Genomic DNA, 19,578 nt, shown 5'->3' with positions numbered 1-19,578 from the left:
CATCATGTTGACCAAAAAAGAGCAGCGCCTTCGTCGTTCACGCCAGACCCGCATCCGCATTGCCACGCAAGGCGTTGCTCGTCTGACCGTCAACCGCACCAATCTGCACATCTACGCCAGCGTTATCTCTGGCGACGGCACCAAGGTTCTGGCTGCCGCTTCCACCGCGGAAGTCGAAGTGCGCAAGGAAATCGGCGCCTCGGGTAAAGGCGGAAACGTTGCTGCCGCGCAAGCCATTGGCAAGCGCATTGCCGAGAAGGCAAAAGCAGCAGGTGTAGAAAAAGTGGCGTTTGATCGCGCCGGTTTTGCGTACCACGGCCGCGTCAAAGCGCTGGCTGATGCGGCTCGCGAAGCTGGTTTGCAGTTCTAAGCAGACTGGAATTAAGTATGGCTAAGTTTCAAGCAAAATCGAACAACGACGCTCCAGACGATGGTCTGAAGGAAAAAATGATCGCGGTCAACCGCGTGACCAAAGTCGTGAAGGGCGGCCGTATCCTCGGTTTCGCCGCACTCACGGTGGTTGGTGACGGTGACGGCCGCGTCGGCATGGGCAAGGGCAAGTCGAAGGAAGTGCCAGCAGCCGTGCAAAAGGCCATGGAAGAAGCGCGCCGCAACATGACCAAGGTCTCGTTGAAGAACGGTACCCTTCACCACAATGTGTTCGGCCACCACGGTGCGGCCAGCGTCATGATGGCGCCGGCTCCCAAGGGTACCGGCATCATTGCCGGCGGCCCGATGCGCGCTGTTTTCGAAGTCATGGGCATTACCGACATCGTGGCCAAGAGCCATGGTTCGAGCAATCCCTACAACATGGTGCGCGCCACCATGGATGCACTGAACAACTCCACGACCGCCTCGGAAATCGCGGCCAAGCGTGGCAAGTCTGTCGAAGAAATCTTCGGTTAAGGCAGCATTGAAATGACCAAAGAAACCAAACTCAAAGTCCAGCTGGTTCGCAGCCCGATTGGCACCAAGGAATCGCATCGCGCCACCGTGCGCGGTCTGGGCCTGCGTGGCGTCAACAGCGTCAGCGAACTGCAGGACACGCCCGCAGTGCGCGGCATGATCAACAAGATCAGCTATCTGGTCAAGATTGTCTGAGCGGAGACTCATCATGGAATTGAACGGAATCAAGCCTGGCCAAGGCGCCAAACATGCCAAGCGCCGTGTCGGCCGCGGCATCGGCTCCGGCCTGGGCAAAACGTCGGGTCGCGGCCACAAGGGCCAGAAGTCCCGTGCGGGCGGCTACCACAAGGTGGGCTTCGAGGGCGGTCAAATGCCCATGCAGCGTCGCCTGCCCAAGCGCGGCTTCAAGTCGCACCTGCTGAAGTTCAACGCAGAGGTCACCCTCGGCGCGCTGGAGCAGCTCGGCCTGGCCGAAGTGGATCTGCTGGCGCTGAAGACGGCCGGCCTGGTGGGCCAGCTGGCCAAGAACGTCAAGGTCATCAAGACCGGCGAACTGACCAAGGCTGTGAAGCTGAACGGCATTTCCGCCACGGCGGCTGCCAAGGCCGTGATCGAAGCCGCCGGCGGCTCCATCGCTTAAATACCTGACTGGACAAATCAGTGGCAACCAACTCGGCTCAAATTGCGAAAACCGGCAAGTACGGTGACCTGCGCAACAGGCTTGTGTTTTTGCTGCTGGCCCTGGTGGTGTACCGCATTGGCGCGCACATCCCGGTGCCGGGGATTGACCCTGGCCAGCTGAAAGAGCTTTTCAAGGGCCAGCAAGGCGGCATATTGAACCTGTTCAATATGTTCTCGGGTGGTGCCCTGTCGCGATTCACCGTGTTTGCCCTGGGCATCATGCCCTACATCTCGGCCTCGATCATCATGCAACTGATGACCTACGTCGTTCCGACGTTCGAGCAGATGAAAAAAGAGGGTGAAAGCGGCCGCCGCAAGATTACCCAGTACACGCGCTACGGCACGCTGGCCCTGGCCTTGTTCCAGTCCATGGGTATTGCCGTGGCGCTGGAAAGCTCGCCGGGCCTCGTCCTGGTGCCTGGTTTCGGTTTCCGCATGACGGCGGTGTTTAGCCTGACGGCCGGCACCATGTTCCTGATGTGGCTGGGCGAGCAGATCACCGAGCGTGGTCTGGGCAACGGTATCTCGATCCTGATCTTCGCGGGCATCGCGGCCGGTTTGCCGAACGCGATGGGCGGCTTGCTGGAACTGGTGCGAACCGGCGCCATGAGCATTATTGTGGCGATCATCGTTGTCCTGGTCGTCGTGCTGGTGACCTACTTCGTGGTGTTCGTGGAGCGCGGGCAGCGCAAGATTCTTGTGAATTACGCGCGCCGCCAGGTTGGTAACAAGGTCTACGGCGGCCAGTCGTCGCACTTGCCGCTGAAGCTGAACATGGCGGGTGTGATCCCTCCGATCTTCGCCTCGTCGATCATCCTGCTGCCGGCAACCGTGGTGGGCTGGTTCAGCGCCGGTGACAGCATGCGCTGGCTGAAAGACATCGCCAGCACGCTGACACCCGGCCAGCCGATTTACGTGATGCTGTATGCCAGCGCGATTGTGTTTTTCTGCTTCTTCTACACGGCACTGGTGTTCAACAGCCGTGAAACGGCGGACAACCTGAAGAAGAGCGGTGCCTTCATTCCCGGCATCCGGCCTGGTGACCAGACGGCCCGCTACATTGACAAAATCCTGGTGCGCTTGACGCTGGCAGGTGCGGTGTACATCACATTCGTGTGTCTGCTGCCGGAGTTTCTGATTTTGAAATACAACGTGCCTTTCTATTTCGGCGGCACGTCGTTGATGATTATTGTCGTGGTGACCATGGATTTCATGGCCCAGGTGCAGAACTACATGATGTCGCAACAGTATGAGTCGTTGCTTAAAAAGGCGAACTTCAAGACGTCACTGGGCGGTTAACTGGGTATTTGATGGGATATGTCTAAAGACGATGTGATCCAGATGCAAGGCGAGGTTGTGGAAAACCTCCCCAATGCAACTTTCAGGGTGAAGCTTGAAAATGGACATGTGGTACTGGGGCACATCTCGGGAAAAATGCGTATGCACTACATCCGCATCCTTCCCGGTGACAAGGTGACGGTTGAATTGACGCCTTACGATTTATCGCGGGCACGCATTGTTTTCCGTGCCAAGTAGGCACAGAGTGAAAGTTTAGGAGTAATAGAAATGAGAGTTTCAGCTTCGGTCAAGAAGATTTGCCGCAACTGCAAGGTTATCCGTCGCAAGGGCGTTGTCCGTGTGATCTGCACGGACCCACGCCACAAACAGCGTCAAGGCTGATTTCAAGAGTTTTAGAGGACGAACATGGCTCGTATCGCTGGTATCAATATTCCGCCGCAGCAGCACGCCGAAATCGGCTTGACTGCTATCTTTGGCATCGGTCGCACGCGCGCTCGCAAGATTTGCGAAGCATGCGACATCGCCTACGCCAAGAAGGTCAAAGACCTGACCGACGGCGACCTGGAAAAAATCCGTGAGCAGATCGCCCTGTTCACCATCGAAGGTGACTTGCGTCGTGAAACCACGATGAACATCAAGCGCCTGATGGACATCGGCTGCTACCGCGGCTTCCGCCACCGTCGTGGCCTGCCCATGCGCGGCCAGCGCACCCGGACCAACGCCCGCACCCGCAAGGGTCCGCGCAAGGCCGCTGCAGCTTTGAAGAAATAATTGAGAGGTCGTCATGGCAAAATCACCAAGCAATAACGCCGCACAGCGCGTTCGCAAGAAAGTTCGCAAGAACGTGGCCGATGGCATCGCCCACGTGCACGCTTCTTTCAACAACACGATCATCACCATCACGGATCGCCAGGGCAACGCCTTGTCCTGGGCTTCCTCCGGTGGCCAGGGCTTCAAGGGCTCGCGCAAATCCACGCCTTTCGCAGCGCAGGTCGCTTCGGAAGTCGCCGGCCGCGCCGCCATTGAGCAGGGCATCAAGAACCTTGACGTCGAAATCAAGGGTCCTGGTCCCGGCCGTGAATCGTCTGTTCGCGCATTGGGCGCACTGGGCATCCGGATCAATTCCATTGCCGACGTGACCCCGGTTCCGCACAACGGCTGCCGCCCGCAAAAGCGCCGCCGCATTTAATCCCCCGTGCCTGGCTGTCCGGCGGGCGTTTTAGCCCGTCAGACACCAGGCATTTTTACCAAGCCCACCGCCGGCAGGTCACGACCTCCGGCTCCTGCATGTAAATGCAGCAGATGAAAAAAGGACACTCAAGTGGCACGTTATCTCGGCCCCAAGGCCAAACTATCCCGCCGTGAAGGCACCGACCTGTTCCTGAAGAGCGCCCGCCGCGCCATCAGCGACAAGGCCAAATTCGACTCCAAGCCGGGCCAGCACGGCCGTACCTCCGGTACCCGTACTTCCGACTTCGGCCTGCAACTGCGCGAAAAGCAAAAAGTCAAGCGCATGTACGGCGTGCTCGAGAAGCAATTCCGCCGCTACTTCGAAGAAGCCGATCGCCGCAAGGGCAACACCGGCGCCAATCTGTTGTTCATCCTGGAATGCCGCCTGGACAACGTGGTGTACCGCATGGGCTTCGGCTCGACCCGCGCTGAAGCGCGCCAGCTGGTGTCGCACAAGGCTATCACGGTCAACGGCGGCACGGTCAACATTCCTTCGTACATGGTCAAGACCGGCGACGTCATCGCCGTGCGCGAAAAGTCGAAGAAGCAGACCCGCATCACCGAAGCCCTCGAGCTCGCAAAACAGGTCGGCCTGCCCGCCTGGGTCGATGTGAACGCCGACAAGGGCGAAGGCACCTTCAAGAAGGTTCCTGACCGCGATGAGTTCGCCGCCGACATCAACGAATCGTTGATCGTCGAGTTGTACTCACGCTAATTTTCGTTCCTGCGGCACGGGGCACCGTGCCGCCAGGGTGTGCTTCGCCGGCCTTATCGGTGTAACGAACCGAGGGTATTGAGAGGAAGACTGCATGCAGACCAATTTGTTGAAACCAAAAACCATCAATGTTGAGCAGCTTGGCGCCAACCGCGCCAAGGTGACTCTGGAGCCCTTCGAGCGCGGCTACGGCCACACGCTGGGCAACGCACTGCGCCGCGTACTGTTGTCGTCCATGGTCGGCCACGCCGCCACCGAAGTCACCATCGCGGGTGTCCTGCACGAGTACTCGTCCATCGACGGTGTGCAGGAAGACGTCGTCAACATCCTGTTGAACCTCAAGGGCGTGGTGTTCAAGCTCCACAACCGCGACGAAGTCACGCTGAGCCTGCGCAAAGACGGCGAAGGCCCCGTCACCGCCGCCGACATCCAGACGCCGCACGACGTGGAAATCATCAACCCTGAACACGTCATCGTGAACCTGTCGCACGGCGGCAAGATCGACATGCAGATCAAGGTTGAAAACGGCCGCGGCTATGTGCCCGGCAACCAGCGCCGCTATGGCGACGAGTCGCCGAAATCCATCGGCCGCATCGTGCTGGACGCCTCGTTCTCGCCCGTCAAGCGCGTGAGCTACACCGTTGAAAGCGCCCGCGTCGAGCAGCGCACCGACCTCGACAAGCTCGTGCTGGAAATCGAAACCAACGGCGCCGTGACCGCGGAAGACGCAGTCCGTGCCTCGGCCAAGATCCTGGTTGAGCAGCTCGCGGTGTTCGCGCAGCTCGAAGGCAACGAACTGGCCGCGTTCGACGCACCCGTTCAGCGCAGCTCGCAGCAGTTCGACCCCATCCTGCTGCGCCCCGTCGACGAGCTCGAACTCACCGTGCGCTCGGCCAACTGCCTCAAGGCCGAAAACATTTACTACATTGGCGACCTGATCCAGCGCACTGAAAACGAGCTGCTCAAGACCCCCAATCTGGGACGTAAATCCCTCAATGAAATCAAGGAAGTGCTGGCCTCCCGCGGCCTCACCCTCGGAATGCGCCTGGAAAGCTGGCCTCCCGCCGGCCTCGACAAGCGTTAATTTAATTAATTGTTGAACCCAAGACCCGCCTCAAAGGGGTCTCGCACGGGCAGTACCTGATACGGCTGCCCGGATTTTAAAAAAGGAAATTGATCATGCGCCACGGACACGGACTACGTAAACTCAACCGCACCAGCGAGCACCGCCTCGCCATGCTGCGCAACATGATGAACTCGCTGCTGCAGCACGAAGTCATCAAGACCACCCTGCCCAAGGCCAAGGAACTGCGCCGCGTGGTCGAGCCCATGATCACCCTGGGCAAGGAACCCACGCTGGCCAACAAGCGCCTGGCATTCGACCGCCTGCGCGACCGCGACATGGTCGTCAAATTGTTCGCTGAAATCGGCCCCCGCTACAAGGCCCGCCCAGGCGGCTACACCCGCATCCTGAAGATGGGTTTCCGCGTTGGCGACAATGCGCCCATGGCCCTGGTCGAACTGGTGGACCGCCCTGAAGTGTCGGAAGACACTACCGCTGACGCGGCCAAGGCAGAGTAAGCTACAATACAGATATACCGCGCGGTGGAGCAGCCTGGTAGCTCGTTGGGCTCATAACCCAAAGGTCGTAAGTTCAAATCTTGCCCGCGCAACCAAACCCAAAACGCCTGCATCATGCAGGCGTTTTGCTTTCCGGCTTGCATTCTTCTTTTGATGCCTTCTTGATGTGTGCCGTGCGCGTGCCGTGAAAAAAAGAAAAGCACGCTCCCTGCTTTTCACACCCTCTATCTCATGACGTACCTGCCTCGGTAGCAGGCCAGGTCACCAGCTTCACTTGCGCCGGCCCCACCGGCAACAGCTGGCGCAGCACCTGCCCGGCAAGCACCTTCTCGCGCAGGTTCTGGAGCACTTCCTGCGGGCCGCGATCACAAGCCGTCGTAGGCCGTACTGGCGATTTCGCTCAGGCGGTAACTACCTCTTCCGTCTTTGATCAGGCGAAGCAGCACGTAGCGGTCCCCTTCGTAGTACTGGCCCTTAATTAGAAACTCCGGTACACCATCACTGTTTGTGTCTGCTGTCCATACCTTGGTTGGCCAGTAGTCATAGGTAATCGAAGGTCTGTCCAAAGTAATGAATGAAGTCGTTCCGTCTTCATTCGTCATCACAAGCGACCATTTGTCGAGCGTGTCACACCCAGTTGCAGCCATCCAGTGTGTGCTCTGCTGGCTTCCGGGGAATATTTCTACTTTCATCGGTAGCAGCAGGGTGACAGGTGTAATTCCATCAGGAGACCCGCAGCGGTCGGGACTGTCGATGCCGAATTCGTTCAGCCAAGCAAGTAGCCACGGGAATTCCAGCAACATTGCGGGCCGATTTTCTTCGGTGACTTCTACGGCGCCCTCATGTCGATGCAGCCGTAGATCTTTTGGGGCCTCAAGCCCTCTTATCCCAAGAACAGGTTCAGATCTTTCCGTGCTGAACTCTTGAGGCGTCTTGTCCTCAGCCCGCTTCCCAAGAAAGAGGCAGGCGTTGCTATGAGGAGCATCGGCGTAGCTAAACCATTGATACGTCGTATCAAAGACGCGGCCTTCGGGTGGCGAGCCGGCACTGACAGCCGACCAACTTTCATGAGCAAGCTTTCCCGGCATTGCGATATCTGGCGTTTCCATCAGCAGTTCCGCATCAATCTGCCTGGGAACTTTGATGAGCCCGTCCTCATCGGCGCGCATTCTGAAACCTGGCTGTACACAGAGTGCCGAAGCATCAAAGTACAAGCGGTCTGCGTACTTAAATCCTATAAACACCTTCTGCTCAGACGCATCCTTCAATTGCAGGTGCCGCGCGGGCATCTTTGAACCGCCAAATTGAGCGTCTCGTTGGGCATATGCGGTGTATGTCTTCTTCTCCAAGATACGCTGCAGCATCACCACGCATGCTAACCCGGCACACACGACAATCAGCACGGCAGCGACCGTGCTAGTGCCCTTTGATTCTTCTTCTCCCTTCGATTCCACTGCCGCCACCCTTTTCTTCGCTTTCATCAGTTGCATAGATAAATCTGAAATGAGGAGTGACCTCCGGGGAGGTCTCTGCGGCGCCATCCGGTCAAACCAAACGGCGTTTTGACAAGCAGCGGCGGTGTTGCCTCTTCCGATGGCCCCATGCGCATGCCAATGACAGTCACTTTCGTTTCGGCGGGGACAGTTGCCACTATCGTTTTGGATGTTGGCGATTCGTATAGCGGAGTGTTTTCCACTACGTCGGTTTCAGCCCCGATGTACAGAATCGGTTGTGGCACTTCAACGATGCCCTTGTTTGTGGCAACAAATTTGCGGGTGGAACTTATCCCGCAAAGTGATAAATGCTTTTGATTCAGGTAGATCGCGCCGTTGCCGTTGAAGTACCAATCCCCATCGTGGGTTCCCACAACCGGAAATTTCCCAAGCACCTTTCCTGTTTGCAGGCTTATCAATTCAAAGTACGCAGGGAAGTGAATGGTGTTCTCAATGGCATCAAGGTGTGCGTGAACGTTTGCTGTAAGCGAAATTGTTCCCAAGCGATGTCGTCGGAAGACGCTCGGATCGTAAGGGCCGATTGGCACGTCGCCTCCAAGCCATGGGCGAAATAGAGATTTCTTCTCGACGTGGATGTGCGGTGCAACCAGTGATTTCTCAGGGAATGGGTTCGTTTCAGTTCTCGCTTGTGCAACAGACGCTAAAGCCAACGCCACCCCCGCAATGAGCGCGTCACCGAATGTCATAACTGCGTTCCTGAAAGAATTGCGATAGCGATGCGGGCAACCACGTACAACAGAAACCCTGCTTGAGGTATTCCCAGAACAAGAAGCGCCACAAGAAAGGCACCCCTCTTTCTTCCTTGCGTGTTCCTCCAAGCCACCCAGCAGCCGACATCAAGCAGCGGGATAACAAAAAACAAAGAAATAGAAAAAGCATTCATGGAGTCTTCCTCATGTGCATCTCCGTTTGCGATGCACTAGCGGACGGACTGTAGAGACATGAGAAGAAAGGTGCCAATAGTGTTTTGACATCGGCACATACACATCTCTCATAGAGAGAATGGACACAGACCCAGTACCCACGCGCCTTACAGATAAACTCTCCCGCACAAGAGGAGGGTAGTTTTCATGTTCAAAAAAACAGCACACCAACGCGCCACCAGCTTTTCAAGCGCCTGCATCCTGGCCGTCGCGCTTCAGATGGCCCACCCATTTGTGTTTGCGCAAGCAGGCGCAGCACCCAATGCCCAGATCGCGCCGCGCCTGGACCAGGTCAGCAAGATGCTGGCGGGCGCCGCGTCGCGTGATGCCAATGCGGTGTGGGATGCCAAGACCGAGATTGAAGAGCTGCCTTACCCCGCGCGCGGCGACCGCAAGCTGGCGCGCCGGCTCAACACCACCGCGCTTGAAAAATTCAAGGCCGACCAGGTGGCCGAAGCTTTGGCTGATTTTGAAAAAGCGCGGCGGGCCGATCCTTCCGACCAGGAGATCGCCAACAACTACGGTTATGTGCTCTACCGCGCGGGCAAGTTTTCTGAGGCGGAGGCGCAGCTGCGCTACACCCTCGCGCTGGCGCCGGCACGGGCGGCGGCCTGGGCCAATTTGGCCGAAGTGCTGGGCGCGCAGGGGCAGGCGCCGCGTGCGGCCGATGCCTTTGTGGTGTCGCACCGCTTTTCACGCAACCCGGATACGACGCGCCAGTACATTGAAAAGTTTGCCGCTTCGACGACGGACCCGGCGGGCCTGAAGCAGGGCGCGGCCCAGGCGCTTTCGCGCTTGTTCCCCACTGTGGGTGCGAATGGCACGGCGGCTACTGCTGCGGTGCAGCCGCTGGCAGGCACGACGACTGAACGCAGCGCGGCTGCGCAGGCAGAGATGGCTGCGGCGGCGGGTGCCGCAAGCAGCACTGCGGCGGCTGCCGGCAAGGCAGTGCCTGTGGCGCTGGTCGATCCGTTTGCCCGTCTGCTTTCGCAGCTGCCGAATCCTGAAGTGGTGCCGCTGTTTGCGGCAGCATCCCAGGGCTCAGCCACCGCGCGTGAAGACTTGCTGCGCCTGGCCCATGGCGGCAATGCGCGCGCCCAGCATGCGGTGGCGACGATCTACAACAATGGGCGGGGTGTGGAGGTCAACCACGAGCTGGCCAATACCTGGTACCGCAAATCTGCCGAGGCGGGCTTTGTACTGGCCCAGGCCGCACTGGCGTGGAACCAGCAGCATGGCATTGGCATGGCGGTCGACCTGCCGCTGGCGTTTGACAACTACCGGCGTGCGGCCGAGCAGGGGCACCCCTATGCGATGAACAACCTGGCCATGATGTACTACCGGGGCATGGGCACGCGGCCCGATGTGAAGGCCTCGTTTGACTGGTTTGTACGGGCGGCTGAGGTGGGCCTGGCGCGCGGTGCGCACAACGCGGCGTGGTACCTGGAATACGGCGTCGGCCAGCCGGCGGATCTGCGCAAGGCTTTTGCCTATCACCTGTCTGCCGCCACGGCGGGTTTTGCGCAGTCGCAGTACAAGGTGGGCCATGCGTACGAATACGGATGGGGCGGCAGCCAGGACAGGGCGGCGGCCATCGAGTGGTACAAAAAGGCCGCACTGCAAGGCCTTGAACCGGCCAAGGATGCCTTGAAGCGCTTGGGTGTGGTTGATATTTAAGGTTCTTCGCCCGCCATGCAAAAAGCCCTGTCACCAGGGCTTTTTTTATTTCTGCCTCTATAGAGAGTCAGGCCTCCGCGGCGGCCGGGTGCCTAAACCCCCCAGACCACCTCATGCCCGGCCTTGAGGTTGCGCTGCAGCATGTCGATAAAGGGCACGGCGCGCTGGCGCAGGCCCAGGCCGTCGCCGGGGACCACGCCGTCCTCGGCATTGGCGTCGTGGGCTTCCTCGTGCGCGATGGCTTCCTTCAGGGCGGCGATGGCGGCGGGCATCTGCTCGGGCAGGATGATGCCTTTGGGGGCGGGGTCCTTGCCGATGATCTCGAGGACCTTGCGGCCGTTGGCTTCGAGCATGATCACATCGCCGGCGTCTTTGGATTTGAATTTGTAAAGCATGGATGGCTCCTCAAGTTGTGCTGACAGACCATTATGGAAAAGTTTGAGCGGCCTGTGTGTAGGTAAGTTTCACCTTTTTAGCCGCCAGGGGGTTTCCGCGGCTGGGGCGCGGGAAGCCCGCCGGGCTCAAGCAAAATAGCGGACTATGTTCAATATCGCCACTGTCCCCAAGTCGGCCCGCCAGGCGCTCAGCCAGGACGGCCTGAGCCTGCTGAACCCGGCCGAACTGACGGCCACGCTGGAGCTGGGCGATGCCTGGGCACCGGCCTGGAATGCCCTGGTGCCCTCCTGGGACCGGCTGCCGCCCGACGCCCACCTGAAGGACGGCGGCCATTACCGCAAGCGCCGGCACTCGTGTTTTGTGCAGGAGCTTGCCGCGGGCACACTGGTGCAAACGCCGCACCGCGCGCATTGGCAGCCGACCGACTACAACGCGCTGCACGGCGGTTTTGAGCGCTGGTTCGAGCCGGTGGAGCCGGCCGTGGCCACGGCCGCGGCCTGGACGGACTTGATCAGCGCCCTGGGCCGGCTGTTTGCCCAGGTGCAGCCGGCCGAGCGCTGGCATATCGAGGCGCACCAGTTCCGCATCGACACCGCGGGCGGCGTGGGCCGGCCCACCCCCGAGGGCGCGCACCGCGACGGCGTGGACTTTGTGGTGGTGATGATGGTGGGGCGCCACGGCGTGAAGGGCGGCGAGACCCGGGTGTTTGACGCCAACGGCCCGCACGGCGTGCGTTTTGTGATGCGGGAGCCGCTCACGGCGCTGCTGCTGGACGACGCCCGGGTGATCCACGAGACCACGCCCATCCTGCCGGCCGACGAGCATCCCGGCGCCGGATTCCGCGACACGCTGGTGCTCACTTACCGCGCAGCGGCCTTCCAGGCGAAGGAATAGGGCCCCCACGCTCCCCACTTCGTGTGGTTCGCTGCCCCCCGAGGGGGCGCTGCGCCTGCGGCCCGGCAAAGCCGGTTCCGCGGCCCCTGCTGGTGAAGATTCAGCCCCCACGCTCCCCACTTCGTGTGGTTCGCTGCCCCCCGGGGGGGGGCGCTGCGCCTGCGGYCYGGCAAAGCCAGTCCCGCGGCCCCCGCTGGGTTAAGAATTCAGGGGGGTCAACCGGGAGGGGGGCAAAAACCCTGCTTGACGGATTTACTTTAAACCTAAACAATTAAGGCAAGATTAATCCAGAGAGTACGCTTTCATGCACATTCTTTGCCTGGGCGGTGGTCCCGCTGGTTTGTATTTCGCCCTGCTGATGAAGCTGCAAAACCCGGCCCACCAGGTGACGGTGGTCGAGCGCAACCGGCCTTTCGACACCTTCGGCTGGGGCGTGGTGCTGTCGGACCAGACCCTGGGCAACCTGCGCGCGGCCGACCCGGTCAGCGCGCAGCTGATAGGCGATGCCTTCAACCACTGGGATGACGTGGAGGTCTTCTTCAAGGGGCGCTCGGTGCGCTCCGGCGGCCACGGCTTTTGCGGCATAGGCCGCAAGCGCCTGCTCAACATCCTGCAGGAGCGCTGCATGGCGCTGGGCGTGGCGCTGGTGTTTGAAACCGACGTGCAGGACGACCAGGCCATCGCGGCGCAGTACGGCGCCGACCTGGTGGTCGCCAGCGACGGCCTGAACAGCCGCATCCGCAACCGCTACGCGGACACCTTCAAGCCCGACGTGGAGCTGCGCGCCTGCCGTTTTGTCTGGCTGGGCACACGCAAGACCTTTGACGCCTTTACCTTCGCGTTTGAGCAGACCGAGCACGGCTGGTTTGCCGCCCATGCCTACAAGTTTGACGAAAACACCTCGACCTTTATCGTCGAGACGCCCGAGGCGGTGTGGAAGGCCCACGGCCTGGACCAGATGAGCCAGGAGGACGGCATCGCGTTTTGCGAGCGCCTGTTCGCTAAATACCTGGACGGCAACGCGCTGATGAACAACGCCACCCATGTGCGCGGCTCGGCGATCTGGATACGTTTCCCGCGCGTGGTCTGCGAGCGCTGGGTGCATGAGGCTGCCATCAACGGCAAGCAGGTGCCTATCGTGCTGATGGGCGATGCTGCGCATACCGCGCATTTCTCCATCGGCAGCGGCACCAAGCTGGCACTTGAAGACGCGATAGAACTGAGCCACTGCTTCGCCCAGCACGGCGATGCCAGGGCGGCGCTGCAGGCCTACGAGGCGCTGCGTTCCGTCGAGGTGCTGAAGATCCAGAACGCGGCGCGCAACTCCACCGAATGGTTCGAGAACGTGGACCGCTACAGCGGCATGGAGGCCGAACAGTTCTTTTATTCGCTGCTCACACGTTCACAGCGCATCAGCCACGAAAACCTGCGGGTGCGCGACGCGGCCTGGCTGCAGGGCTACGAACAATGGCTGGCCAAGAGCAATGCGCCGCATGCGCCACCGCCCATGCTGCTGCCCTTGAAGGTGCGTGAGCTTTCGCTGAAGAACCGCATTGTGGTTTCGCCCATGGCCACCTACAGCGCGGTGGACGGCATGCCGCAGGACTTCCACCTGGTGCACCTGGGCGCGCGGGCCCTGGGCGGCGCCGGCCTGGTGTTTGTGGAAATGACCTCACCCTGCCCCGAAGGCCGCATCACGCCGGGCTGCCCGGGCTTGTGGAACGAGGCGCAGGCCCAGGGTTTCAAGCGCATTGTGGATTTTGTGCATGCCTCGGGCGCGGGCGCCAAGATAGGCATGCAGCTGGGCCACAGCGGGCCCAAGGGCTCGACCCAAGTGGGCTGGGAAGCGCCCGACGAGCCGCTGCCAACCGGCAACTGGCCGCTGCTGGCGGCCAGTGCCGTGGCCTACGGACCGGGCAACCAGCTGCCCCAGGCCATGACGCGTGCCGACATGGACCGCGTGAAGGCCGAGTTTGTGCAGTCCACGCGTTACGCGGCCGAGGCCGGTTTTGACTGGCTGGAGCTGCATTGCGCGCACGGCTACCTGCTGTCGAGCTTTATCACGCCGCTGACCAACCAGCGCACAGACGACTACGGCGGCAGCCTGGAAAACCGCTGCCGCTTCCCGCTCGAAGTCTTTACCGCCATGCGCGCGGCCTGGCCCGCGGGCCGGCCCATGAGCGTGCGCATCTCGGCGCACGACTGGGCGCCGGGCGGCAACACGGCGGACGACGCGGTAGCCATCGCGCGCCTGTTCAAGGCCGCGGGCTGCGACTTCATCGACGTGTCTTCGGGCCAGACCACGCGCGCGGCCAAACCGGTGTACGGCCGCATGTACCAGACGCCGTTTGCCGACCGCATACGCAACGAGGTGGGCATACAGACCATCGCCGTGGGCGCGATCTCGGAAGTCGACCACGTCAACAGCATCATCGCGGCCGGCCGCGCCGACCTCTGCGCCATTGCCCGCCCGCACCTGGCCGACCCGGCCTGGACGCTGCACGAAGCCGCCAAGCTGCAAAGCCGGCATGTGAACTGGCCCAAGCCCTACCTGAGCGGGCGCGACCAGCTCTACCGCGAAATCGCCAAGCAGCAGGCACTCGCGGCCCAGCCCGCGCCCGGTAAATAAAAAGCAAAAAGCAAAAAGCAAAAGCCAACACAGCAAGGAGACCCGCATGGACATGGAAGCACGAGGCCACAGCGAACACCCCGAGGCATTGCGCCTCTGGCTGCGCATGCTGACCTGCACGCAGCTGGTGGAAAAGCAGGTTCGCACCCAGCTGCGCGAGCAGTTCGACACCACGCTGCCGCGCTTTGACCTGATGGCGCAGCTCGAGCGCAGCCCCGAGGGCCTGAAGATGAACGAGCTGTCGCGCCGCATGATGGTGACGGGCGGCAACGTCACCGGCATCACCGACCAGCTGGTGGCCGAAGGCCTGGTCGAGCGCGTGGACGTGGAGGGCGACCGGCGCGCCTACCGCGTGCGCCTGACGACCCGCGGGCGCAAGCTGTTTGACGAAATGGCGGCCGAGCACGAGGCCTGGATCGTCTCGGCCTTCGAGGGCCTGTCGCCGCGCGAAGTCGAATCGCTGCACAAGCTGCTGGGCAAGGTCAAGCAGCACCACAACCAACTCGCTGACGCAAAACTGGAAACCCCATGAAACACTACATAGGCCTGGCCAACCCCATGCACGCGCATTTCGATGCGATGGCCCACTACCAGGCGGAGCATTTCGCTTATTCGTTCGAGGACGGCGTCGCCACGCTGACCCTGAACCGCCCCGAGCGCAAAAACCCGCTGACCTTTGACTCCTACGCGGAGCTGCGCGATTTGTTCCGCACGCTGAACAGCGCGACCGACGTGAAGACCGTGGTCATCACCGGCGCGGGCGGCAATTTCTGCTCGGGCGGCGACGTGCACGAGATCATAGGCCCGCTCACCAAGATGAGCATGCCCGAGATGCTGGAGTTCACCCGCATGACGGGCGACCTGATCAAGGCCATGCGCCTGTGCCCGCAGCCCATCATCGCGGCCATCGACGGCATCTGCGCCGGCGCGGGCGCCATGATGGCCCTGGCGGCCGACATGCGCCTGGGCACGGCCCAGGCCAAGACGGCCTTTTTGTTCACGCGCGTGGGCCTGGCCGGCGCCGACATGGGTGCCTGCGCGCTGCTGCCGCGCCTGATAGGCCAGGGCCGCGCCTCGGAGCTGCTGTTCACCGGCCGCGCCATGAGTGCGCAGGAAGGCCTGCAGTGGGGTTTCTTTAACGCCCTGCATGAGCCGCAGGAGCTGCTGGCCCAGGCGCAAAAACTGGCGCGCGAACTGGCCGAGGGCCCGACCTTCGCGCACGGCATGACCAAGACCATGCTGCACCAGGAATGGGCCATGACGCTGGACCAGGCCATAGAGGCCGAGGCGCAGGCCCAGGCCATCTGCATGCAGACCAAGGACTTCAAGCGCGCCTACGAGGCCTTTGCGGCCAGGCAGAAGCCGGTGTTCCGCGGCGACTGAGCACAGCAGCACAACAAGGATTCAGGCATGAAATCGAGCACCGCCCACCTGGCTTTGCCTTTTTTTGACGAGGTTCACCGCGAGCTGGGCCGGCGCCTGGCCGACTGGGCGCCGCAGCAGCAGGTTGACGAGCGCGACGACCGCAAGGCCTGCAAGGAATGGGTGGCGCTGCTGGGCGAGCAGGGCTGGCTGCGCTACTGCGTGCCGGCCGGCAAGGACGGCGCCCTGGGCGGCGCGCTGGAAAAGCTGGACTCGCGCGCGCTGGTGATCCTGCGCGAGACGCTGGCCTTTCATTCGCCTTTGGCCGATTTTGCGTTTGCCATGCAGGGCCTGGGCAGCGGCGCCATCACGCTGGCGGGCACGCCCGCGCAGCAGGCGGCCTACCTGCCCCTGGTGGCCAGCGGCCAAAAAATCGCGGCCTTTGCCCTCAGCGAGCCCGACGCGGGCTCGGACGCCGGCGCCATGGCGACCTCGGCCACCGATACCGGCGAGGGCTGGACGCTGAACGGCAGCAAGACCTGGATCAGCAACGGCGGCATCGCGGATTTTTACGTGACCTTTGCCAAGACCGACCCGCAGGCCGGCACGCGCGGCATCACGGCCTTTATCGTCGATGCCAACAGCAAGGGCCTGGACAGCAGCGAGCACATCGCCGTGATGGCGCCGCACCCGCTGGCCACGCTGAAGTTCGCGCACTGCAAGCTGCCCAAAGGCGCGCAGCTGGGCGTGCTGCACGGTGGCTTCAAGCTGGCCATGCAGACGCTGGACATCTTCCGCGCCTCGGTGGCGGCCGCCGCGCTGGGCATGGCGCGCCGCGCGCTGGCCGAGGCGGTGCGCTTCTCGAAAGAACGCAAAATGTTCGGCCAGACCCTGGCCGACTTCCAGCTGACGCAGGCCAAGCTCGGTGAGATGGCGGCCCTGGTCGATGCCGCCGCGCTGCTGACCTACCGCGCCGCCTGGATGCGCGACGAGAGCGAACGCCTGGGCAGCGGCGCGCGCATCACCGCCGAGGCCGCCATGGCCAAGATGGCGGCCACCGAGAACGCGCAGAAGGTCATCGACATGGCGCTGCAAATGCACGGCGGCCTGGGCGTGAAGGTGGGCACCAAGGTGGAAAGCCTGTACCGCGACATACGCTCGCTGCGCATTTATGAAGGCGCGACCGAAGTGCAGCAACTCATCATTGGAAAGGCCCAATTGCAATCATGAGCACCTCCGTCTCCGACACCATCGAAAGCCTTGCCGCGGCACCCTCCGCCCCTTCCGCGCCTTCCGCGCAGGTGGACCGTTTTGTGCACGAGCGCCTGCCGGCGCCCGAACAGCTGCCGCGCATGGAATACGCGCTGCCCGAGCTGCGCATCCCGGCGCAGGCCAACCTGGTGCAGTCCCTGTTCGACAAGGCGATTCGCGAGGGGCGCGGCGACAAGCCGCTGCTGCGCTCGGACAAGATCACGCTGACCTATACCGACGCGCTGGAGCGCGTGAACCGCATCGCGCAGGTGCTGACCGAAGACTTCGGCCTCCAACCCGGCAACCGCGTGCTGCTGCGCGGCGGCAATTCCATAGGCATGGCGCTGGCCTGGCTGGGCGTGGTGCAGGCCGGGCTGGTGGCGGTGGCGACCATGCCGCTGCTGCGCGCCAAGGAGCTCGGCGAGATCATCGAAAAAGCCCGCCCCGCGCTGGCCCTGTGCGATGCCACGCTGCTCGACGAACTGCAGGCCGCCCAGGCGCCCAGCGCCGCGCTGCCCACCATCGTGCCCTTTAACCTGATGGATGCACCCGGCTCGCTGGCCGTGCTGTCGGCGCAGAAGGACGGTAACTTCAAGCCCTGCCCGGTGTCGGCCGACGACATCGCGCTGATGGCGTTTACCTCGGGCACCACGGGCAAGCCCAAGGCCGCGGTGCACACGCACCGCGACGTGCTGGCCGCCTGCGAGGCCTGGCCGCGCCATGTGCTCAAGGCCCAGCCCGATGACATCGTGGTCGGCTCGCCGCCGCTGGCCTTTACCTTCGGCCTGGGCGGCATGCTGATTTTCCCGATGTGGGCCGGTGCCTCGGTGTATTACCCCTCCATAGGCTATACGCCCGAGGCCATGGTCAAGCTGATCAAGCAGGTGGGCGCCACCATCTGCTACACCGCGCCCACGTTTTACCGGCAGATGGCCGCCTTCGCCAAGCAGCACGGCGTGCCCGGCCTGCGCCTGTGCGTGAGCGCCGGCGAAAGCCTGCCGGACGCCACGCGCCAGCTGTGGAAAGACGCCACCGGCATTGAGATGATTGACGGCATAGGCGCGACCGAGATGTTCCACATCTTCATCTCGGCGGCCGGCGCTGAGGTGCGCCGCGGCGCCATCGGCAAGGTGGTGCCCGGTTATACCGCCAAGGTGGTGGACGACAGCGGCGCCGAAGTGCCGCGCGGCACCATAGGCAAGCTGGCGGTGGTGGGCCCCACGGGCTGCCGCTACCTCGACGACGCGCGCCAGGGCAACTATGTGAAGGGCGGCTGGAACCACCCGGGCGACGCCTTCATGCAGGATGCCGACGGCTACTTTTTTTACCAGGCGCGCGCCGACGACATGATCATCACCGCCGGCTACAACGTGGCCGGCCCTGAGGTCGAAGACGCGCTGCTCAAGCACCCGGCCGTGGCCGAGTGCGGCGTGGTGGGCCTGCCCGACGAGGAGCGCGGCATGGTGGTAAAGGCCTTTATCGTGCTCAAGCCCGGCGAGGCCGGCGGCGACGCCACGGCCAAGGCCTTGCAGGACCATGTCAAGGCGACGCTGGCGCCCTTTAAATATCCGCGCCAAATCGAGTTTGTCGACAAGCTGCCGCGCACCGAAACCGGCAAGCTGCAACGCTTCAAGCTGCGCCAGCCATGAAATTCAGCGTTCCCAAGCGCGTGCGCTTTCACCACTGCGACCCGGCCGGCATTGTTTTTTACCCGCAGTTTTTTTACCTGCTGCATGAGGTGCAGGAAGACTTCCTGGAACACATAGGCTTTCCCGAGCACAAACTGATCGCCAGCGGTGTCGGTGTGCCCATCGTCGACCTGAAGACCGAATTCCTCGGCATGTGCCGCAACGGCGACGCGCTCACCATCACGCTGGAGCTCACGCGCATAGGCGGCTCCAGCATAGGCATGCAGTACGAGATCCACGGCGAGGCCGGCGACACCCGGCTCAAGGCCCACGGCGTGATCGTGTATTCCGAAGTTCCCAACGGCAAGCCCCTACGCATTCCCGACGCACTGCGCGAGGCTTTGCTGCCCTATTTAAAAACATCCCCTGGAGACCCGCCCCATGCTCAAAAAAATCCAACCCCCTGACTGGGCCGAACCCAAGGGCTATGCCAACGGCATGCTCGCGCGCGGCGCGCTGCTCTTTGTGGGCGGCCAGATAGGCTGGAACGCCAAGCAGGAATTCGAAAGCGACGACTTCGTCGCGCAGACCAAACAGGCCCTGCAAAACATCGCAGCCGTGCTCAAAGCCGGCGGCGCCGGGCCCGAACACATGGTGCGCATGACCTGGTATGTGGTGGACCGCGTCGAGTACGTGGCCAGGCTCAAGGAACTGGGCGCCGTCTACCGCGAAGTCATGGGAAAAAACTTCCCGGCCATGACCTGCGTCGAGGTTGCCGGCCTGGTCGAGGACCGCGCGCAGGTGGAGATTGAGGTTACGGCGGTGGTGCCGGACTGAGGGCAAGGAAAGGTCTTTCGATCTATCCGACCGGCTAAAGACCTGGCTCCAGAGG

General features: G+C 62.2%; 25 protein-coding genes and 1 tRNA gene. 22 read left to right on the top strand and 4 right to left on the bottom strand.

Going from position 1 to position 19,578, the window contains the following annotated elements:
- The first annotated feature begins 4 nt into the window (after positions 1-4).
- From rplR to AC1DUN_RS03645, 13 genes are all read left to right on the top strand, one after another.
- Entirely contained in the window at positions 5-370 is a 366-nt protein-coding gene (gene rplR, locus AC1DUN_RS03705) for a 50S ribosomal protein L18 (RefSeq protein ID WP_007869273.1), read from the top strand.
- A 17-nt stretch (positions 371-387) separates the two neighbouring features.
- Positions 388-906 (top strand): 30S ribosomal protein S5, encoded by a 519-nt coding sequence (rpsE, locus tag AC1DUN_RS03700; RefSeq protein ID WP_036838811.1) that lies wholly within the window; start codon positions 388-390, stop codon positions 904-906.
- Positions 907-918: 12 nt separating this feature from the next.
- Positions 919-1,101 (top strand): 50S ribosomal protein L30, encoded by a 183-nt coding sequence (gene rpmD / locus AC1DUN_RS03695; protein ID WP_007869277.1) that lies wholly within the window; start codon positions 919-921, stop codon positions 1,099-1,101.
- Positions 1,102-1,114: 13 nt separating this feature from the next.
- On the top strand, positions 1,115-1,546 hold the full coding sequence (gene rplO, locus AC1DUN_RS03690) for a 50S ribosomal protein L15 (RefSeq protein WP_007869279.1): 432 nt from the start codon (positions 1,115-1,117) through the stop codon (positions 1,544-1,546).
- A gap of 20 nt (positions 1,547-1,566) precedes the next feature.
- Positions 1,567-2,886, top strand: a complete 1,320-nt coding sequence (gene secY, locus AC1DUN_RS03685; protein ID WP_477712761.1) for a preprotein translocase subunit SecY — start codon at positions 1,567-1,569, stop codon at positions 2,884-2,886.
- Positions 2,887-2,904: 18 nt separating this feature from the next.
- Positions 2,905-3,123: a translation initiation factor IF-1 gene (infA, locus tag AC1DUN_RS03680; protein WP_007869286.1), complete on the top strand. Its 219-nt coding sequence runs from the start codon at positions 2,905-2,907 to the stop codon at positions 3,121-3,123.
- Between the two features lie 30 nt (positions 3,124-3,153).
- Positions 3,154-3,267, top strand: coding sequence for a 50S ribosomal protein L36 (gene rpmJ / locus AC1DUN_RS03675; protein ID WP_028820150.1), 114 nt, complete (start codon positions 3,154-3,156; stop codon positions 3,265-3,267).
- Between the two features lie 24 nt (positions 3,268-3,291).
- On the top strand, positions 3,292-3,657 hold the full coding sequence (gene rpsM / locus AC1DUN_RS03670) for a 30S ribosomal protein S13 (RefSeq protein ID WP_074579313.1): 366 nt from the start codon (positions 3,292-3,294) through the stop codon (positions 3,655-3,657).
- A gap of 13 nt (positions 3,658-3,670) precedes the next feature.
- The gene (gene rpsK, locus AC1DUN_RS03665; RefSeq protein WP_007869288.1) at positions 3,671-4,075 is read left to right on the top strand and encodes a 30S ribosomal protein S11; all 405 of its coding nucleotides are present in this window, start codon (positions 3,671-3,673) and stop codon (positions 4,073-4,075) included.
- A 132-nt stretch (positions 4,076-4,207) separates the two neighbouring features.
- Positions 4,208-4,831: a 30S ribosomal protein S4 gene (gene rpsD / locus AC1DUN_RS03660; RefSeq protein ID WP_007869291.1), complete on the top strand. Its 624-nt coding sequence runs from the start codon at positions 4,208-4,210 to the stop codon at positions 4,829-4,831.
- A gap of 94 nt (positions 4,832-4,925) precedes the next feature.
- Positions 4,926-5,915: a DNA-directed RNA polymerase subunit alpha gene (locus AC1DUN_RS03655; protein WP_007869294.1), complete on the top strand. Its 990-nt coding sequence runs from the start codon at positions 4,926-4,928 to the stop codon at positions 5,913-5,915.
- Between the two features lie 95 nt (positions 5,916-6,010).
- Positions 6,011-6,412, top strand: coding sequence for a 50S ribosomal protein L17 (gene rplQ / locus AC1DUN_RS03650; protein WP_007869297.1), 402 nt, complete (start codon positions 6,011-6,013; stop codon positions 6,410-6,412).
- Positions 6,413-6,430: 18 nt separating this feature from the next.
- Positions 6,431-6,507: transfer RNA gene (locus AC1DUN_RS03645), tRNA-Met, on the top strand.
- Positions 6,508-6,777: 270 nt separating this feature from the next.
- On the opposite strand, the gene AC1DUN_RS03640 is transcribed toward AC1DUN_RS03645, so the two are convergent.
- Genes AC1DUN_RS03640 through AC1DUN_RS03630 form a run of 3 tightly spaced genes read right to left on the bottom strand, consistent with a single transcriptional unit; the run spans position 6,778 to position 8,809 of the window.
- Positions 6,778-7,902 carry a hypothetical protein gene (locus AC1DUN_RS03640; protein ID WP_477712760.1) on the bottom strand — a complete coding sequence of 375 codons (1,125 nt, stop codon included), beginning with the start codon at positions 7,900-7,902 and terminating at the stop codon, positions 6,778-6,780.
- The gene (locus tag AC1DUN_RS03635) at positions 7,893-8,612 is read right to left on the bottom strand and encodes a hypothetical protein (protein WP_477712759.1); all 720 of its coding nucleotides are present in this window, start codon (positions 8,610-8,612) and stop codon (positions 7,893-7,895) included. Before AC1DUN_RS03635 ends, AC1DUN_RS03640 begins: the two co-directional genes overlap by 10 nt.
- Positions 8,609-8,809: a hypothetical protein gene (locus AC1DUN_RS03630; protein ID WP_477712758.1), complete on the bottom strand. Its 201-nt coding sequence runs from the start codon at positions 8,807-8,809 to the stop codon at positions 8,609-8,611. The genes AC1DUN_RS03635 and AC1DUN_RS03630 overlap by 4 nt, the downstream gene beginning before the upstream one ends.
- A 187-nt stretch (positions 8,810-8,996) precedes the next feature.
- On the opposite strand from AC1DUN_RS03630, the gene AC1DUN_RS03625 reads away from it, so the two are divergent.
- Positions 8,997-10,526, top strand: coding sequence for a tetratricopeptide repeat protein (locus AC1DUN_RS03625; RefSeq protein WP_477712757.1), 1,530 nt, complete (start codon positions 8,997-8,999; stop codon positions 10,524-10,526).
- A gap of 92 nt (positions 10,527-10,618) precedes the next feature.
- Here AC1DUN_RS03625 and AC1DUN_RS03620 read toward each other — a convergent pair whose 3' ends face one another.
- Positions 10,619-10,921: a DUF1840 domain-containing protein gene (locus tag AC1DUN_RS03620; protein WP_074579319.1), complete on the bottom strand. Its 303-nt coding sequence runs from the start codon at positions 10,919-10,921 to the stop codon at positions 10,619-10,621.
- Positions 10,922-11,066: 145 nt separating this feature from the next.
- Here AC1DUN_RS03620 and AC1DUN_RS03615 point away from each other — a divergent pair, with 145 nt between their 5' ends.
- The 8 genes from AC1DUN_RS03615 to AC1DUN_RS03580 all read left to right on the top strand — a co-directional run bounded on the left by AC1DUN_RS03615 (position 11,067) and on the right by AC1DUN_RS03580 (position 19,523).
- Positions 11,067-11,816 carry a 2OG-Fe dioxygenase family protein gene (locus AC1DUN_RS03615; RefSeq protein WP_477712756.1) on the top strand — a complete coding sequence of 250 codons (750 nt, stop codon included), beginning with the start codon at positions 11,067-11,069 and terminating at the stop codon, positions 11,814-11,816.
- Positions 11,817-12,120: 304 nt separating this feature from the next.
- Positions 12,121-14,445 carry a bifunctional salicylyl-CoA 5-hydroxylase/oxidoreductase gene (locus AC1DUN_RS03610; protein ID WP_477712755.1) on the top strand — a complete coding sequence of 775 codons (2,325 nt, stop codon included), beginning with the start codon at positions 12,121-12,123 and terminating at the stop codon, positions 14,443-14,445.
- 46 nt (positions 14,446-14,491) lie between these two features.
- Positions 14,492-14,977, top strand: coding sequence for a MarR family winged helix-turn-helix transcriptional regulator (locus AC1DUN_RS03605; protein ID WP_477712754.1), 486 nt, complete (start codon positions 14,492-14,494; stop codon positions 14,975-14,977).
- Positions 14,974-15,828 carry an enoyl-CoA hydratase family protein gene (locus AC1DUN_RS03600; RefSeq protein ID WP_477712753.1) on the top strand — a complete coding sequence of 285 codons (855 nt, stop codon included), beginning with the start codon at positions 14,974-14,976 and terminating at the stop codon, positions 15,826-15,828. The genes AC1DUN_RS03605 and AC1DUN_RS03600 overlap by 4 nt, the downstream gene beginning before the upstream one ends.
- Positions 15,829-15,855: 27 nt before the next feature.
- A complete protein-coding gene (locus AC1DUN_RS03595) occupies positions 15,856-17,037 on the top strand; it encodes an acyl-CoA dehydrogenase family protein (protein WP_477712752.1) in 1,182 nt (393 codons plus the stop codon).
- Complete coding sequence (locus AC1DUN_RS03590) at positions 17,034-18,707, top strand: benzoate-CoA ligase family protein (protein ID WP_477712751.1); 1,674 nt, start codon at positions 17,034-17,036, stop codon at positions 18,705-18,707. The genes AC1DUN_RS03595 and AC1DUN_RS03590 overlap by 4 nt, the downstream gene beginning before the upstream one ends.
- Positions 18,704-19,153, top strand: a complete 450-nt coding sequence (locus AC1DUN_RS03585; protein WP_477712750.1) for an acyl-CoA thioesterase — start codon at positions 18,704-18,706, stop codon at positions 19,151-19,153. The genes AC1DUN_RS03590 and AC1DUN_RS03585 overlap by 4 nt, the downstream gene beginning before the upstream one ends.
- Positions 19,128-19,523, top strand: coding sequence for a RidA family protein (locus tag AC1DUN_RS03580; protein WP_477712749.1), 396 nt, complete (start codon positions 19,128-19,130; stop codon positions 19,521-19,523). Before AC1DUN_RS03585 ends, AC1DUN_RS03580 begins: the two co-directional genes overlap by 26 nt.
- Positions 19,524-19,578: the final 55 nt, after the last annotated feature.

The organism is Polaromonas sp. P4_F6, from assembly GCF_056401275.1.
Note: the sequence above shows the minus strand (reverse complement) of the source record. Positions and strands in the feature narration are given on the sequence as shown.